The 15,165-nt window shown below is 70.2% G+C and carries 17 protein-coding genes; 10 read left to right on the top strand and 7 right to left on the bottom strand.

Going from position 1 to position 15,165, the window contains the following annotated elements:
* Positions 1-62 precede the first annotated feature (62 nt).
* Positions 63-329: a hypothetical protein gene (locus J2X21_RS12110; RefSeq protein ID WP_310328768.1), complete on the top strand. Its 267-nt coding sequence runs from the start codon at positions 63-65 to the stop codon at positions 327-329.
* 167 nt (positions 330-496) lie between these two features.
* On the opposite strand, the gene J2X21_RS12105 is transcribed toward J2X21_RS12110, so the two are convergent.
* Positions 497-1,633, bottom strand: a complete 1,137-nt coding sequence (locus J2X21_RS12105; RefSeq protein ID WP_310329188.1) for a GGDEF domain-containing protein — start codon at positions 1,631-1,633, stop codon at positions 497-499.
* A 125-nt stretch (positions 1,634-1,758) separates the two neighbouring features.
* Between J2X21_RS12105 and J2X21_RS12100 the strand changes: the two genes are divergently transcribed.
* From J2X21_RS12100 to J2X21_RS12085, 4 genes are read left to right on the top strand one after another with little or no spacing between them, the layout of a single operon-like run.
* On the top strand, positions 1,759-2,805 hold the full coding sequence (locus J2X21_RS12100) for a sensor histidine kinase (protein ID WP_310328766.1): 1,047 nt from the start codon (positions 1,759-1,761) through the stop codon (positions 2,803-2,805).
* Positions 2,793-3,485 carry a LytR/AlgR family response regulator transcription factor gene (locus J2X21_RS12095; RefSeq protein WP_310328765.1) on the top strand — a complete coding sequence of 231 codons (693 nt, stop codon included), beginning with the start codon at positions 2,793-2,795 and terminating at the stop codon, positions 3,483-3,485. The genes J2X21_RS12100 and J2X21_RS12095 overlap by 13 nt, the downstream gene beginning before the upstream one ends.
* A 60-nt stretch (positions 3,486-3,545) precedes the next feature.
* Complete coding sequence (locus J2X21_RS12090; protein WP_310328764.1) at positions 3,546-4,718, top strand: acyltransferase family protein; 1,173 nt, start codon at positions 3,546-3,548, stop codon at positions 4,716-4,718.
* A complete protein-coding gene (locus J2X21_RS12085) occupies positions 4,715-5,806 on the top strand; it encodes an alpha/beta fold hydrolase (protein ID WP_310328763.1) in 1,092 nt (363 codons plus the stop codon). The genes J2X21_RS12090 and J2X21_RS12085 overlap by 4 nt, the downstream gene beginning before the upstream one ends.
* On the opposite strand, the gene J2X21_RS12080 is transcribed toward J2X21_RS12085, so the two are convergent.
* Positions 5,760-7,034 (bottom strand): cyanophycinase, encoded by a 1,275-nt coding sequence (locus tag J2X21_RS12080; RefSeq protein WP_310328761.1) that lies wholly within the window; start codon positions 7,032-7,034, stop codon positions 5,760-5,762. The genes J2X21_RS12085 and J2X21_RS12080 overlap by 47 nt on opposite strands.
* Before the next feature lie 9 nt (positions 7,035-7,043).
* Positions 7,044-7,844 (bottom strand): class II glutamine amidotransferase, encoded by an 801-nt coding sequence (locus tag J2X21_RS12075; protein WP_310328760.1) that lies wholly within the window; start codon positions 7,842-7,844, stop codon positions 7,044-7,046.
* Between the two features lie 289 nt (positions 7,845-8,133).
* Between J2X21_RS12075 and J2X21_RS12070 the strand changes: the two genes are divergently transcribed.
* Positions 8,134-8,811 (top strand): helix-turn-helix transcriptional regulator, encoded by a 678-nt coding sequence (locus tag J2X21_RS12070; protein WP_310328759.1) that lies wholly within the window; start codon positions 8,134-8,136, stop codon positions 8,809-8,811.
* 54 nt (positions 8,812-8,865) lie between these two features.
* On the top strand, positions 8,866-9,498 hold the full coding sequence (locus J2X21_RS12065; RefSeq protein ID WP_310328758.1) for a Crp/Fnr family transcriptional regulator: 633 nt from the start codon (positions 8,866-8,868) through the stop codon (positions 9,496-9,498).
* Here the strand turns inward: J2X21_RS12065 and J2X21_RS12060 are convergent.
* Positions 9,481-10,464, bottom strand: a complete 984-nt coding sequence (locus J2X21_RS12060; protein WP_310328757.1) for a M48 family metallopeptidase — start codon at positions 10,462-10,464, stop codon at positions 9,481-9,483. The two genes, J2X21_RS12065 and J2X21_RS12060, sit on opposite strands and share 18 nt — an antisense overlap.
* Before the next feature lie 58 nt (positions 10,465-10,522).
* Between J2X21_RS12060 and J2X21_RS12055 the strand changes: the two genes are divergently transcribed.
* Positions 10,523-10,999, top strand: coding sequence for a flavin reductase family protein (locus J2X21_RS12055; protein ID WP_310328756.1), 477 nt, complete (start codon positions 10,523-10,525; stop codon positions 10,997-10,999).
* A gap of 76 nt (positions 11,000-11,075) precedes the next feature.
* The gene (locus tag J2X21_RS12050; RefSeq protein WP_310328755.1) at positions 11,076-11,519 is read left to right on the top strand and encodes an SRPBCC family protein; all 444 of its coding nucleotides are present in this window, start codon (positions 11,076-11,078) and stop codon (positions 11,517-11,519) included.
* A gap of 1 nt (position 11,520) precedes the next feature.
* On the opposite strand, the gene J2X21_RS12045 is transcribed toward J2X21_RS12050, so the two are convergent.
* Genes J2X21_RS12045 through J2X21_RS12035 form a run of 3 tightly spaced genes read right to left on the bottom strand, consistent with a single transcriptional unit; the run spans position 11,521 to position 14,251 of the window.
* Positions 11,521-12,978 (bottom strand): hypothetical protein, encoded by a 1,458-nt coding sequence (locus J2X21_RS12045; protein WP_310328754.1) that lies wholly within the window; start codon positions 12,976-12,978, stop codon positions 11,521-11,523.
* A complete protein-coding gene (locus J2X21_RS12040; protein WP_310328752.1) occupies positions 12,978-13,862 on the bottom strand; it encodes an ABC transporter ATP-binding protein in 885 nt (294 codons plus the stop codon). The genes J2X21_RS12045 and J2X21_RS12040 overlap by 1 nt, the downstream gene beginning before the upstream one ends.
* On the bottom strand, positions 13,859-14,251 hold the full coding sequence (locus J2X21_RS12035) for a GntR family transcriptional regulator (protein ID WP_310328751.1): 393 nt from the start codon (positions 14,249-14,251) through the stop codon (positions 13,859-13,861). The genes J2X21_RS12040 and J2X21_RS12035 overlap by 4 nt, the downstream gene beginning before the upstream one ends.
* Before the next feature lie 114 nt (positions 14,252-14,365).
* Between J2X21_RS12035 and J2X21_RS12030 the strand changes: the two genes are divergently transcribed.
* A complete protein-coding gene (locus J2X21_RS12030; protein WP_310328750.1) occupies positions 14,366-15,151 on the top strand; it encodes a DNA/RNA non-specific endonuclease in 786 nt (261 codons plus the stop codon).
* Positions 15,152-15,165: the final 14 nt, after the last annotated feature.

Below are 15,165 nucleotides of genomic sequence, written 5' to 3'. Positions count from 1 at the left end.
CGCTGGGATGACCGCGCGCGGGCGCGACGACGCCCACAGTGGACCCGTCACGGAGAAACGCCATGAGAGTCACTGCCACCACCCCCGTCGCGCCGACCGGCGATGCCGCGCGGCCCCAGGGCCCGTCGCTGCCGCATGAGCGCGATCAGCAGAACGCATCCACCAACCCGCACCCCGATCCGCAGATGCGCCGGGCCGCGCGCGATCTGAATCAGGGCCAGGTCGATACCGACCTGCGCGCCACGCCCGGCCTGGATGCCGAGCGGCGCGGCGGCATGGTCAAGGGCGGAGAGAGCGGCGCGTCGAAGCCAGTGCGCGGGCGTCGTTAGGGCCTGTTAACACTACGGCAGTGAGCCGCCTTCCCTTAGGGTTGAGGTCAGAAAACCCGCGCGCGGCGTTGCAAATGCTCGCCGGGTGTACAACCCGGCTCCGCTTTGCGCCTTGCTCGCGGGCTTTCTGGCCTCAACGCGACCCGCTGCCGAAGTGTTAACAGGCCCTACGTCGCCAGCTGCTGCACGACCTGGTTGCGCCCCTGCGCCTTGGCTTGGTAGAGGCCCGCGTCGGCGCGGTTGATCAGTGCGTCCAGCGACTCCTGTGATCGCGCCGTCGCGACGCCGATGCTGACGTGGCAGCAGGGCAGCTCGGGGTCGGCACAGGTGCTGGCGCGGATGCGCTCTGCCACGGCCAATGCCTGGGCCGCATCGGTGTCGGGCAGCAGCGCAACGAATTCCTCGCCGCCGTAGCGGCCCAGCACGGCCGGCCGGCGCAGCACCGCATGGGCGCGCGCGACGAAGTCCACCAGCACACGGTCGCCCACCACGTGGCCGTGCTGGTCGTTGACCTGCTTGAAGTGGTCCAGGTCCAGCATCAGTACCGACAGCGGCCGGCCCTGGCGGCGTGAGCGCGCCAACTCGGCCTCGCCGGTGGTGAACAGCGCACGTCGCGTCAGCGCGCCGGTCAGGCTGTCGCGCGTGACCAGGCGTTCAAGCTCCTGGCGCAGGTGCTCCGAGGCCATCAGGACCGTGCCTATGCTGGTCAGCAGCGTGCCGAAGGCCAGGCCCAGCAGGTAGACAACCTGCATGGGCGATGGCGTGAACAAGCCTTCCTGCGGCGACATGAAGGGCGCGCTGAATGCACGGGCCAGGATGATGGTGCTGCTCAGCGCCAGCACGATGGCGGTGAAGCGGGTCGCGAAGCTCTGCATGGGCTGGCGGGAGATGATGCGTGCGTGCCAGGCGCCCACGCCGCCCAGCAGCAGGCCCATGAACAGCACGCGCCAGCCGTAGGGGCCGGTGAAGAAGCGCATGAACAGCAGGATGAGCAGCCCGATGCCCCACAGCAGCGCCTGCGCGCGGGCCGACAGCGGCTGCTCGAAGAAGCGGTAGGTGCCGGCCAGGAACAGCGCCGCGCCGGCAAACATCAGTGCATTGGCCAGGCCCAGGGACAGCAGTTCCGGCACCATGCCGCGCAGCGTGAACAGCAGCGCCGACGCGAAGGCCACCAGCGGTGCGGCCGTCCAATGGCCCAGGCCATGGATGGACGGCGGGTAACTGCGGCGCTGGAAGAACATCACCAGCGCCATCAGGCAGCCCATCACGCCCGTGACGCCGCTGATGGTGCGCAACTCCAGCATGTCGAGCACGCAATGCCCTCCGCTCGTGGAATTGCGAGTCTAGGCTTGTCGGCCGGGGCGGATGGCGGGCTGGCGGGGGTGAATGGTGACAGGGAGCCGCGCTGCCGCGGGCACACTGCGGGGCCATGACGCTGATCCCGCGCCGCTGGCGCCTGCCCTATGTCGCGCTGCTGACCGTCGTCGCCCTGCTGCTCAGCGCGTCGGCGCTGGAGGCCTACCGCCTGGGTGGCGGCACGCGGCCGTGGGAGCCCTTCCTGTGGGAGTTCAGCTCCATCGCCGTCATCGGCGTGCTGGTGCTGGGTATCCATGCGCTGGTCGGCTGGCTGCAGGGGCGCCCCTGGCCGCAGCAGCTGGCGACGCACGCGCTCGCGCTGCCGCTGTTCAGCGTGCTGCACATCGCCGGCATGTTCGGGCTGCGCCTGCTGGTGTATGGCCTGGTGGGCGTGGACTACCGGCCCGATGGCATCCCGACGCTGCTGGTCTTCGAGGGCGGCAAGGACGCGGTCAGCTACATCAGCTTCTGCCTGATCTCGCGCGGTGTCTGGATGGCGCAGGCCGCCGCGCAGGCGCGCGTGGAGGTTGCCGAATTGCGGCTCGCGCGGCTGGCCGACCAGGTGCAGCCGCACTTCCTGTTCAACACGCTGAACCTGATCTCGTCCGTCATGTACGAGGACGTGGCGCGTGCCGACCGGCTGCTGTGCCAGCTGGCCGACCTGTTGCGCCAGACGCTGGCGGCGCAGCAGCGCGTGGAGCACACGGTGCGCGAGGAGCTGGCGCTGGTGGAGCCCTTCCTCGCGCTGATGCAGGCGCGCTTCGGGCCGCAGCGGCTGGTCGTGCAGATCGACGCCGAGGACGCCGCGCAGGACTGCCGGCTGCCGGCGCTGCTGCTGCTGGCGCCGGTGGAGAACGCGGTCAAGCACGACGTGGCGCGTCACCTGGGGCGGGTGACCGTGGTGGTGGCCGCGACCGTTGAGGGCGGGTGGCTGCGGCTGCGCGTGTCCAACCACGGCGACCGGCCCGTGCCCGAGCCGCAGCCCGACCCCGACGGCGGCCTGGGCTTGCGCAACCTGCGCGAGCGGCTGCAGGCGCGCTACGGCGGTGCGGCGCGCGTGGACTTCGGCCCCGATGGCGACGGCATGAGCCTGACCGTGAGCGTTCCATGCGTGTGCTGATCGTCGACGACGAACCCGCCGCGCGCGCCAAGCTGCGCCGGCTGCTGGCGGCCGAGGCCGACGTGGCCGAGTTGCTGGAGGCGCCCGACGCGCCGGCCGCGCTGGCGCTGGTGCGGACGCTCGCCGCGCCGCCCGACCTCGCGCTGCTGGACATCGAGATGCCCGGCGGCAACGGCGTGCAGCTGGCCGCCGCGCTGCGCGAGCGCGGTGTTCGCTGCGTCATCTTCTCGACGGCGCATGCCGAACATGCGCTGCAGGCCTTCGAGCTGGCCGCGCTGGACTACCTGCTCAAGCCCTATACCGCCGAACGCCTGGCTGGCGCGCTGGCGCGCGTGCGCGAGCTGCTGGCGCGGCCCGCCGCGCCGGTGGGCGAATGGTGGGTGGACGGCGAGCGCGTGAAGCTGGCCGACGTGCAGTGGATCGCGGCGGCCGACAACTACATCGAACTGCACCTGCCGCCGCGCTGCCTGCTGGAACGCGCCACGCTGGCCGAGGCCCTCACCCGCCCCGGCTGGGCCGCGCGCTTCCTGCGCGTGCACCGCAGCCATGCGGTCAGCATGAGCCATGTGCAGCGCGTGCAGCGGCTGGCCAGTGGCGAGGCGCTGTTGACGCTCAGCGGCGGCGAGGTGTTACGCGTCTCACGGGGCTATCGCGATGTGCTGGACGCATTCGCCCCGTAGCGCCCGCCACTCGCCCCGCCGCGCTCGCGCGCCCTGCGCGGCGCCGCGAAGCTGGCGGCCATGCACACCCACCGCCTCCCCTTCCTCGACGGCCTGCGCGTTGCCGCCTTTGCGCTGCTGATCCCGTACCACGTCGGCATGTATTACGTGACCTGGGACTGGCACGTGAAGAGCCCCGCTGCCAGCGGCGTGCTGGAGCCCTTCATGCAGCTCAGTTCGCCGTGGCGGCTCTCGCTGCTGTTCCTCATCGCCGGCGCGGCCTGCCACGGGCTGTTCGCGCGGCGCGGCGCCCTGGGAACGCTGAAGGACCGCTCGCTGCGGCTGTTGCTGCCGCTGCTGTTCGGCATGGCCGTCATCGTCACGCCGCAGGCCTATTACGAAGTGCTGACCCAGGCGCCCGAGCTGCTGCCGGGTGATGGCGGCTATCTGGACTTCTGGCGGCGCTATCTGCAGGGCGGCGCCCTGTGCCGTGGCGACGACTGCCTGGATGTGCCGACCTGGAACCACCTGTGGTTCCTGTCCTATCTGTGGGTGTACGCGGTGGTGGGGGCTGCACTCGCGTCGCTGCGCCTGCAGCCGCGCGAGGTCGATCTGCCGGCCTGGGCCTGGCTGCTGCTGCCCGCCGTGCCGCTGGCGCTGCTGCGCATGTTCGTCATGCCGCACTGGCCCAGCACGCACGACCTGGTGCATGACCTCTACAACCATCTGCAGTACGGCCTGGTGTTCGCCATCGGCTGGGCCAGCCGCACGCCGCTGGCGCAGGGCCTGTGGCCGGCCGCGCTGCGGCTGCGCTGGGTGGCGCTGGGCGTCTCGCTGGCCGGCTGGGTGGTGGTGGTGGCCTTCAACCGCCACTACGACGACTTGAAACACCTCGAGGGCGTCGTCGCCGCTGCCCGCGCAGTGCGTGGCGCGCTGACCTGGTGGTCCATCGTGGCCTGCTGCGGCTGGGCGCAGCGCGCCTTCACGCGGGAGTCGCCCGCGCTGCGTGCGGCCGCGGCGGCGGTGTTCTGCCTGTACATCCTGCACCAGAGCGTCATCGTCGTGCTGAGCCAATGGCTGAAGCCGCTGGCCCTGCCCTGGGGGCTGGAGGCGGTGCTGCTGATCGTGCTGACCTTCGCGATCTGCGCGCTGGCCTACCTGTGCGCGCGCCGCGTGCCGGGGTTGGCGCTGCTGCTGGGCATACAGCGGCGGCCGCGTGCTGCACCGACGGGGGTGCTAGCGTCCGCGTCATGAAACCGCTTCTTGCCCTCCTGGCCCTTGCCACCGGCGCCATCGCGCAGACACCGCCCGCCGCTGAACCGGCCTACGCCACCGTGCGGCCCATGATTGCCGAACAGCAGCGCCTGGTCGCGCCCCACGCCATCGAGATCGGCGAGATGGTCGAGCTGGGCGGGCTGAAGCAGTGGGTCACCATCCGTGGCGCCGACCGCGCCAACCCGGTGCTGATCTATGTGCACGGCGGGCCTGGTGCCGCGGAGTCGGGCCGCAGCTGGCCCTACCAGCGCGGCTGGGAGGACTTCTTCACCGTCGTGCAATGGGACCAGCGCGGCACCGCCAAGACGCTGCGCCACGGCGGCGAGGCGGCCAACAAGGCCCAGCTGACGCGCGCCCGCATGGCGCAGGACCTGGTCGAGCTGATGGCGCTGGTGCGCGAGCGGCTGGGCCAGCAGCGCGTGGTACTGCTGGGTCATTCCTGGGGCAATGTCATCGGCATGGATGCGGCAATGTCCAGGCCCGATTGGGTCAGCGCCTATGTGGGCGTGGGGCCGCTGATGAACCTGCAGGCCAACGAGCGCGCGCAGTACGAAATGCTGCTGGCAGAGGCCCGCAAGCGCCAGGACGCGACCGCGCTGGCCGAACTGGAGGCGATTGCGCCGTACCCGGGCGACGGCGACATCCCGTTCGCCAAGGTCAATGTGGCGCGCAAATGGGTGCAGGCCTACGGCGGCTTGGCGGCCTACCGCGACAACGCCAACTTCTTCTACCGCGCCGCGCGGTTGTCGCCGCACTACGAGTTCGAAGACCGGCTGGCCATCGACCAGGGCGGCCAGCTGTCGGTGCCGGCGCTGCTGCCCGACATGAAGCGGGCCGACCACACGCAGATCCGCGCGACGCGCTTCCCGGTGCTGATGTTCCTGGGCCGCCACGACCTGACGACGCCGGCCTCGGTCATCGAGCCCTGGCTGGCACAGCTGAAGGCGCCGGTGAAGAAGATCGTCTGGTTCGAGCACTCGGCGCACCTGGCGCCGCACGAGGAGCCGGGGCGCTTCCTCGTCAGCCTGGTCGAGCAGGTGCGACCGCTGGCGCTGCACTCTCGCTAGCCGGCTGGACCGGCGTGAACAGCGGCGCGGCCATGCGCACGGGCGTCACGTCCAGCCGCACCTTGAGCACCGTGTAGTCGTCGCTGCCCAGCGCGTTGCTGAACCAGCCCATGGTGCCCAGCCCCTTGTAGAGCCGGAACTCAAAGCCCAGCTCGGGTGACAGGTCGCCGGGCCGCGGCCGCACGCGGTAGGCCAGGCCGCGCACCTCGGGCGAGCGACCGTCCAGCAACTGCGACATCGCGGTGACGATGGTGTTGTCGGCCAGGATGTCCAGGAAGTAGTGGTCGAACTGCAGGAAGGGCCGGTAGTCGGCGGATGCCGGGTCCAGCTTCTGGTCGCGCAGCTTGTGCGCGGCGGGCGTGGTGACACCGGTCTTGAGGTCGTGCTTGTCGCCGCGGTCCAGGTAGCTGATGACGGCGCCGCGCACATTGAAGGCCGGCAGCCGGGCGTCGGACGAGGCCTCCGACAGGTCCACCAGCAGCGCGCCGCGCGCGCCGATGATCTCGACCTCGTGGTCCTTGATGACGGCCGCCGAGTTCTCCTCGATGCCCAGGCCCTGCGTGTAGCCCAGCGCCCGCATTGCGGGCAGCATGCGGCCGATGCGGCCACGCTTGAGGAAATGCTGGTCGACGAACAAGCCCGAGTTGACGAAGCCCAGGCCCTGGTCGTACTCGCGCTTGTCGCGCCACTGGCCCTTCAGGATCTGCATGTTGTCCGGCGCGTCGCGGAACATGATGCGGCTCATGATGGCCGCGCCGGCGCTGGTGCCGGCCACGACGCCGCCGTTGTCGAACACCTGGCGTATGGCCTTGAGCATCGCGGTCGGCTCGCCGCCGGGCTGCAGCGTGTCGACGATGTACTCCTGCGCGCCGCCGGAGAAGAACACGCCCTTGGACGCAGCGACCTTGGCGATCAGCGCGGGGTCGTTCAGGTTGGCCTGCCAGTCCACGTCCTTCTGGCGCGGCGCGACGGGGATGGCCTCGGCGTTCGCGCCGCGGCGGTTCAGCGACGCGACGATGAGGCCGGCGCTGCGCTCGGGGTTGGCCGCGGCCGTCGCGAACACGGCGATGCGCGCGCCGGGGCCGCCGGCCTCGTCGACCACGCGCTGCCAGACGGCGTCGTTGTCGCTCTTGGTCGCACCGCCGATGACGATGGCGGTGCCCGCCTGAACGGTGAGATGGAGGAAGAAGACCGCCGCGGCGGTCAGGCGCAACAGGAGGGCATGCATGCCCCGAGCTTAAGCGGCCGCTTGTGCGGGGATGCCCTCGCTGAGCCAGATGCAGTCGCCCTGCTCGAACACGCGCACCTCGCCGGGCTGGAAGGCGGCCCAGGCCTCGTCGTGCGTCAGCGGCTCGGTGGCCACCAGCGTCATCCGGTCGCGCGGGCCGTTCAGCGTGGCGAGGTCTACGCTGAGGTCGCCGTCGCGCAGCCGCACATGGCCGAACGGCGGCTGGCGGCGCAGCCAGTGCAGCCGGGTCGACGCATGGGCCAGCATCGCGCGGCCGTCGGTCAGCAGCAGGTTGAAGCGGCCGTGCTCGGCGATCTCGTGGATCCACGGTGTCAGCGTGGCGGCCAGTTCGGGCCAGTCGGGCAGTTGCGAGCCGAAGTGCTGCTGCAGCCGCTGCATCAGCCAGCAGAAGGCGCGCTCGCTGTCGGTCTGGCCGCTGGGGCGGAAACTGCCGTCCAGGGCCGGGTGGAAGTCCTTCAGGTCGCCGTTGTGGGCGAACACCCAGGTGCGGCCGGCCCATTCGCGGCGGAACGGGTGGCAGTTCTCCGGTGCGCGCACGCCCTGGGTGGCCTTGCGGATGTGGGCAATGATGTTGCGCGCCTGTACCGGGTGATGGCCGTAGTGCGAAGCCAGGTCGGAATCCGCCGCGGGGCGGTCCTCGACGATCACCTCGCACTGCTCGCCGGCGTGGAAGGCGACGCCCCAGCCGTCCACATGGTCCGCCGTGCGGCCGCCGCGGGCGGCAAAGCCGCGCAGCGAGAAGTTGGCGGCGGCGGGCAGGCGGCTGTTGAGGGCGAAAAGCTCACACATCGGCGTAGCGAGGCGGTGGTGGTTGCCAGGGAACGCCTTCAGTCTGAACTCGGATGACAGCCGCGCCTAGGAAACTTGTCGCATGAGCACATGATGTCTGCGTGCGAACCGTGGCTTAGTTCTCAGTCCCGGAGCGTGCGCATCGGCAATCCCTAGCTTGACGTGTGTTGTGAATGCCGCCACGGCGTGATTCGTTCACACACACATCCTGCAACATTTACGCCCGCGGCCAGACCCGTCCTCCTACCCTTTGCGGAAGGGCTCGCCGAGTGAGCCGAGGAGAGCTGGCATGTGGATGACCGAGTTCGTGTTGCCGGGGCAGGCGCCCAATTCCCGTCCTCGTGAACGCCGGGGGGCGGCGTCGCTGTCCAACCAGTGGCTGGGCCTGGTGCTGGAGGAGCTGGATCACGGCATCGTGCTGCTGAACGGCGCCGGCCGGGTGTTGCACACCAACCTCGCGGCCCGCGCGGCGCTGGATGACAACCACCCGCTGGAGGTCGTGGGCCCCCACCTGCGTGCGCGGCTGCTGACCGATGCCGTGCCGCTGGCCGACGCGCTGGAAGGCGCCGAGACCAGCGGGCGCCGCTGCCTGCTGCGGCTGGGCGACGACCGCGCCGAGTGCGGCCGGGCTAACGTCGTGGTGGTGCCGTTGAACCGCGATGTCAGCCAGGCGGCCGTGCTGCTGATCCTGGAGCGCCGCCAGCTGTGCGGCGACCTGGCAGCGCAGTGGTTCGCGCTGCGCTACCAGCTGACGCCGGCGGAGACCGAGGTGCTGAAGGCGCTGGCCAACGGCGTCAAGCCCACCGACGTGGCGCGCCGCCAGGGCGTGGCCATCTCCACGGTGCGCAGCCAGATCCAGAGCATCCGCGCCAAGAGCGGCGCCGACAGCATCGGTGAACTGATGCGGCAGCTGGCGCTGCTGCCGCCGCTGGTGTCGTCGCTGCGGCCGGCCAAGATGGTCAATTGAGTCCGTGAACTAACATCCGGCGCGCCGTGGTGCCCATTGCACGCGGCAGTCCGGATGGCTGAAGACACGCACGACAACGAACTCCTGGTCCTGCCGCCCTCGCTGCGGCTGCTCGCCGCGCGCGGCATGGCACGCAGCCACCGCAAGGGCGTGGTGCTGATCGAGGAGGGCTCGGTCGGCGACAACCTCTACCTCGTGCTGGCTGGCACGCTGCGCGCGTACAGCAGCGACGCGCGTGGCCGCGAGATCACCTACGGCGTCTACGGCCCCGGCGAGTACGTCGGCGAGATGAGCCTGGACGGCGGCCCGCGCTCGGCCAGCGTCATCACCGAGTCGGCCAGCCGGCTGGTCATGGTCACGCGGGCCAGCCTGCTGACCCACATCAGCGAGCACCCCGAGTTCGCGTTCGAGCTGCTGACCAAGGTCATCCGCCGCGCGCGTGCGGCCACGCTGTCCACCAAGCAGCTGGCGCTGAACGACGTCTACGGCCGGCTGAAGAACCTGGTGGACCAGGCCACCGGCGACGGGCAACACCTGGCGCTGACGCACCAGGGCATGGCCCAGCGCCTGGGTTGCTCGCGCGAGATGGTGTCCAAGCTGGTCAAGGACCTGGAACTGGGCGGCTATCTGCGCCGCGTGGCTGCCGGCGAGTACCAGCGCCTGAAGACGCTACCGGCCCGCTGGTGATACAGCCGCCGCCTTGAGCGGCGGCGCGACCGGGAAGCGCCGATCAGGCCTGGGCGCGCGCTGGTAGAGCCCGGCCACCTTGGGCAGGCTGGCCTGGATCTCCTGGATGCGGGTCGTGTTGGCCGGGTGGGTGGACAGCCATTGCGGCGGCGCGCCCTTGCTGGCCGACATCATCTTTTCCCACAGTCGCACGGCGGCGGATGGGTCGTAGCCGGCGCGGGCCGACAGCTCGATACCGACGAGATCGGCCTCGGATTCGTCCTCGCGGCTGAACCTGAGCTTGGCCAACTGACCGATGCCGCCGGTCACTGTGCGGCCCAGGTTGCCCAACCCGAACAGCGCGGAGATGCCTTCGACGACCACGTCCGTGCCGAAAGATTTGCCCGCCCGCTCGCGCGCATGCTCGCGCAGCGCATGCGCCACCTCGTGGCCCATGATGGCGGCAACCTCGTCGTCCTCCAGCTTGAGCTTCTCGAGGATGCCGTAGAAGAAGGCGATCTTGCCTCCTGGCATGCAGAAGGCGTTCAGCTGTGCGTCGCCCAGCAGGTTGACCGCCCACTTCCACTGCCGCGCGCGGCCGTTCCATTCATAGCTGTGTGGAATGATGCGGCCCGCGATATAGCGCAGCCGCTGCAGTTGCTCGTTGGTGGCCGGCGCGAGGGCACCCTGCTGCTGGGCCTGCTGCATCATCTGCGCGTACTGCTGGCTGCCGCCGCGCTCGATCTCGTCGGCCGAGATCAGGCCGGCAAAGCGGCTCTTGGGGCCGACTTCCACGCCCTCGCGCGCCCAGGCGGGCGCGAAGGCGGCGGCGCCGGTGGCAGCCAGCAGCCCGGTGAACAGGCGGCGGCCGCGCCGGGCGGGTGGCGCGCAGCGACCGGCGGCGCAGTCGGCGCAGGCTCCCAACATCCGTTGCGGCAGGTGGCTGAGTTGCAGGTCGTCGCGGACGATGAAGTCGTGGGCATCCATGGGCGGCATTGTGCGGTGCGTCGTCACCCGCGGTCGTAGGACTGGCGACAATCCACGCATGGACAGCCAGCAATTCCGCGCCGCTCTGGGCATGTTCGCCACCGGCGTGACCATCGTGACCGTGCGCTCGGCGGACGGCGGCCTCGTGGGCCTAACGGCCAACTCCTTCAACTCCGTGTCGTTGGATCCGCCGCTGGTGTTGTGGAGCCTGGCGCGGCGGGCCGGCTCGCTGCCGGTGTTCACGCACGGCACGCATTACGCGATCAACATCCTGGCGGCCGACCAGAAGGAGCTGGCCCAGCGATTCGCGATGCGCGACATCGACCGTTTCGCCGGCGTCGCCTGGCGCGAGGGCGCGGGCGGCGCGCCGGTGCTGGACGGCGCCGTCGCCGTGTTCGAGTGCGCCAACCGCAGCCGCTACGAGGAGGGCGACCACGTCATCTTCGTCGGCGAGGTGGAGCGCTGCACCGCGCGGCCGGGCGCGCAGCCGCTGATCTTCCACGGTGGGCGCTACTTCACCGAGTTGCCGATCTGACGATTTGTCGATTTCGAGTGGCCTGAATCGTCGAGACTGCAGAGGGATGTCCTCTGCCCCCACATCAGGAACCACCATGCCCAGCACCGTCACCTTCCACCGCGTCCTGCGCTGCCCGCCGGACCGTGTCTACCGCGCCTTCACGACGCCGGCCGCCATGGCCAAGTGGCTGCCGCCGTTCGGCTTCACCTGCACGGTCTACGAGATGACTGCCAAGGTGGGCGGCAGCTACCGCATGGCCTTCACCAACCACACCACCGGTGGGAGCCACGGCTTTGGCGGCCGCTACCTGGAGCTGGTGCCCGGCGAGCGGGTGCGCTACACGGCCACCTTCGACGACCCCAACCTGCCCGGCGAGATGCAGACCACCGTCACGCTTCGCGCCGTGTCCTGCGGCACCGAGGTGCGCATCGAGCAGCAAGGCATTCCGGACGTGATCCCCGCCGAGGGCTGCTACCTCGGCTGGCAGGAGTCGCTGCTGCAGCTGGCCCAGCTGGTCGAACCGGAGATTCCGCAGTAACTCAGGCGAGGCGGCCCGCCGGCAGCGCCGCCGGTGCCGTGCCCAGGGCCCGCCAGCGCCAGGCGAACAGCGCGGCCGATGCTGCAACCGTGCTCACGGCCAGCAGCCACAGCGGCACGTCCTGGTAGCGTGCCAGCAGGTACAGCAACCCGGCCAGCAGGAAGAATGCGAACACCGGCACCACGGCACTGAACGCCGTCGGTGCTCGCAGCCGCGCGGGTTGACGGGTCAGGTTGATCGCGCTGATGGGCAGCACGGCCAGCGGCAGGCACAGCAGCCAGGGGCTGTCGGCCAGCAGGCCCAGGGCCAGCAGGATCAGGCTCGTGATCAGCCAGCCGACGAAGGCGTCCCGCAACTGTAGCCGCGCCACCGCATGGTTCAGTGCGGCCCCGCGCGGCATGCCGGGCAGCAGGCACAGCAAGGCCTGTTCGCGTCGGCTCTGGAAGAGTACGCCGGGCAGCGCGAACGCCGGGTTGTAGCCCATGCTGGCGATGGCAACGCCCATGCCGAAGGCGCCATTGCGGAAGATCACGCTCATGTCGGCCGGCGTGGTGGCGAACACGATGCCGAAGATGCTCATCACCAGTGTGGCGATGCTGCCCACCGCCATCAGCTGATACAGCCAGTGCTGCGGCCCGTGCAGCACGATGGCGGCGCGAGCCATCACGTGGCGCACGTCGCCGTTGTCGGCGCGTGCCAGCAGGCGCTGCTGCCAGGCGTCGAAGGCGATCGAGTAGGGGCGGGTCAGCCATTCGAAGGCGCGCCCCCAGATGGCGGGGTTGGCCATCTGCTTGCCCTCCAACTGCATGCGCATGGCATTGCGCATCAGCGTCTGCCGGGCGTAGCGCGCCTGATGCCGGGCGCCGCCGTCACCGAAGGCGGCCACCACCAGCACCGCCTCAACCAGCAGGCCCAGCAGCAGCATGGTGCCCGTCTGCGCCTGCCAGGCGGCGGCAAGCGCACGACCCAGCGGGGCCAGCGGCGCGGCCCACAGGCCCGTCAGCGGTGACAGCAGCGTCAGCGCCAGCCACAGCCACACCATGCGCGACGACCACAGCAGGAACACGGCGATGAAGCCGCAGCTCAGCAGCAGCACCTGCCAAGGGGCGTTGGGCGGGAAGATGGCCCACAGCAGCAGCGTGCTCAGCGCCGTGCACAGCGCCCAGCCTGCCAATGCGGCGTGGCGCAGTGTGCGCAGATGGCCGGGCACGGTGCGGGCCGCGCTCGGGTGGTTCTGCTCCTGCAGGTTGCCGCAAACGGCCAGCCAGAAGCCAAGGACGACCAGCAGCGCCATGCCGGCCACCAGCATCCAACTTGCGCGCTCCGGCAGCCAGATCAGGCCGGCCGCGCAGACCAGCACCACCAGCGCAGCGACGAACCGGCGCCCCCACGGCGCGTTGAGATCGCGCTGGCGCCAGAAGGCCAGCAGCACCTGCGAATGGCGGGCCGCGGCGCTCATCAGGTCAGCTCCGTGAACAGGTCGTCCAGGTTGACGCGCTCGCCCGCCACGCCCGCCGGCAGCGCGGCCTGGGCCGGCAGCCGCGCCAGCACGCGCTCGCGGCCGGCTTCCAGCGGCGTGCGCTTCAGCGGCTCGGCGCCCAGACGGCCCATCAGCGCGGCCATCTCGGTGACGCTGCCGGTAAAGGCGCGCACCTGGTCCAGCAGCTCGTCGAGCGGCGCCTGCAGCGCGATACGGCCTTGCGACAGGAAGGCGATGTTGAAGGCGACGCGCTCCAGGTCCGACAGGATGTGGGTGGAGAACACCACCGTGGCACCGCGGTCCAGCACCTGGCCCACCAGCTCGCGCAGGAAGTCGCGTCGCCCGGCCGGGTCCAGGCTGGCTACGGGCTCGTCCAGCACCAGCAGGTCGGGCTCGTGGGCCAGCGCGCGGATGATGGACAGGCGCTGCTTCTGGCCGCCAGAGAGCTTGCGGATGGGCTGGTCGGGGCGGATGTCCCAGCGCGACATCAGGCCCTCCACCTTGGCCTCGTTCCAGCGCGGGTAGAAGCTCTTGAAGTACGCCAGCAGCTGGGCCGGCGTGAAGCCCTCGAACAGGTCGCTGTGCTGCGGCACATAGCCGATGCGGGCGCGCGTGGCGTCGTCCAGCGTCAGCGCGTCCTGGCCGAACAGCTGCACGTGGCCCGCGTCGGGCTCGCGCAGGCCCAGCAGCGTCTCCAGCAGCGTGGTCTTGCCGGCGCCGTTGCGGCCCAGCAGGCCCACGACCTGGCCCGGCTTCAGTGACCAGTCCAGGCCGTCCAGCACGGCAGGGCTCTTGGGATAGGCCACGCTCACGCCGCTCAGTTCGGCGCTTGGGGTGTCGGTGTGAGGGAAGTGCGGGGTCATGGGGCTTCTTCCAGGATGGTCTTGAAGAGTTGCAGGGCCTGGGCCTTGGACAGCTCCAGTTGCCGGGCTTCGGTGGCGGCCTTCTCCAGCGTCGGGCGCAGCAGCTCGACGCGGTCGGCGGCGGACTGGGCGCGCTGGTGCTGCGCCGCAACGACCATGGACAGGCCGCGCCGGCGCTCCAAAACCCCCTCCATTTCCAGCATCGAATAGGCCTTGGAAATGGTCATCGGATGCACGGCCAGCGCCTGCGCCAGCTCCCGCACCGACGGAATCTCGTCGCCCGCCTTCAGCTGCCCGGCGGCCACGCGACGCTTCACCTGCTCGATGAGCTGGCGGTAGATGGGCTCGGGCGAGCCGGTGTTGATGTGGACGAAGTGGGTGGGATCCATGCGTACTGCCAATGTGTACTAGTACGATAGTACACGTGGACGGTTGGCGTCAAGCGATCCGGTTCAAGGCGGCGATGGTTCAATGCGCTCCCCGAAATTTCTGCTTCGCATCTCTTGCTCCCGTTGCTGCGCTGTATTCCCCTCCTCGCATGCCTGACCGCAGCGCTCCCGACCCTGGCGGCGGCACCACCCGCCGACGTTGCACGACTGCCTTCCTCCTTCGCCAGCTGCCCGGACTTCTTCCTCGGGCAGAAGCCGCCTGCCTTGCCGGCGGCGTCGAAGCGCCGCGAGCTTTGTTTCGACGGCTTCGCCGTGCTGCACAGCGTGGAGACCCGGACCCCGATCTATGCCGCCCAGCGGCTCAACAGGCGCGCCCTGGGGGGCATCAAGCGCCAGAAGTCGGATCGCTTCTTCGCCGAGGCGCGCTTGCCGAGCGCCGAGCGCGCCTCGCTGGACGACTACAAGCGGTCCGGCTACTCCCGGGGGCACCTGGCGCCTGCCGGCGACATGGCGACCGAAGCGGCAATGGCGCAGTCGTTCTCGCTGGCGAACGTGGTGCCCCAATCCATGCGGCACAACTCCGGCGCGTGGTCAAAGATCGAGGAGGACACCCGCAAGTACGTCCAGCGTGCGAAAGGGGATGTCTACGTCGTGACCGGAGCAGTGTTCAGCACCGGCGGCGAGCGGATCGGCCGCAACGGCGTGGGCGTGCCAGACCACCTCTTCAAGCTCGTGCATGACGTGCATACCGGGCAGACCTGGGCGCACTGGCAGGCCAACCAGGACGATGAGCGGCCGGGCCGCCCCATCAGCTATCAGGAACTGGTGCGACGGACATCCATCGATTGGCTGCCGATGCTCGGCCCCCAGGCCAAGCTGACGTTCCCGGTCAGGCGCTGACCTGTTGGCGGGGG

Source organism: Roseateles asaccharophilus (assembly GCF_031458115.1).
Taxonomy (GTDB): domain Bacteria; phylum Pseudomonadota; class Gammaproteobacteria; order Burkholderiales; family Burkholderiaceae_C; genus Pelomonas; species Pelomonas asaccharophilus_A.
Note: the sequence above shows the minus strand (reverse complement) of the source record. Positions and strands in the feature narration are given on the sequence as shown.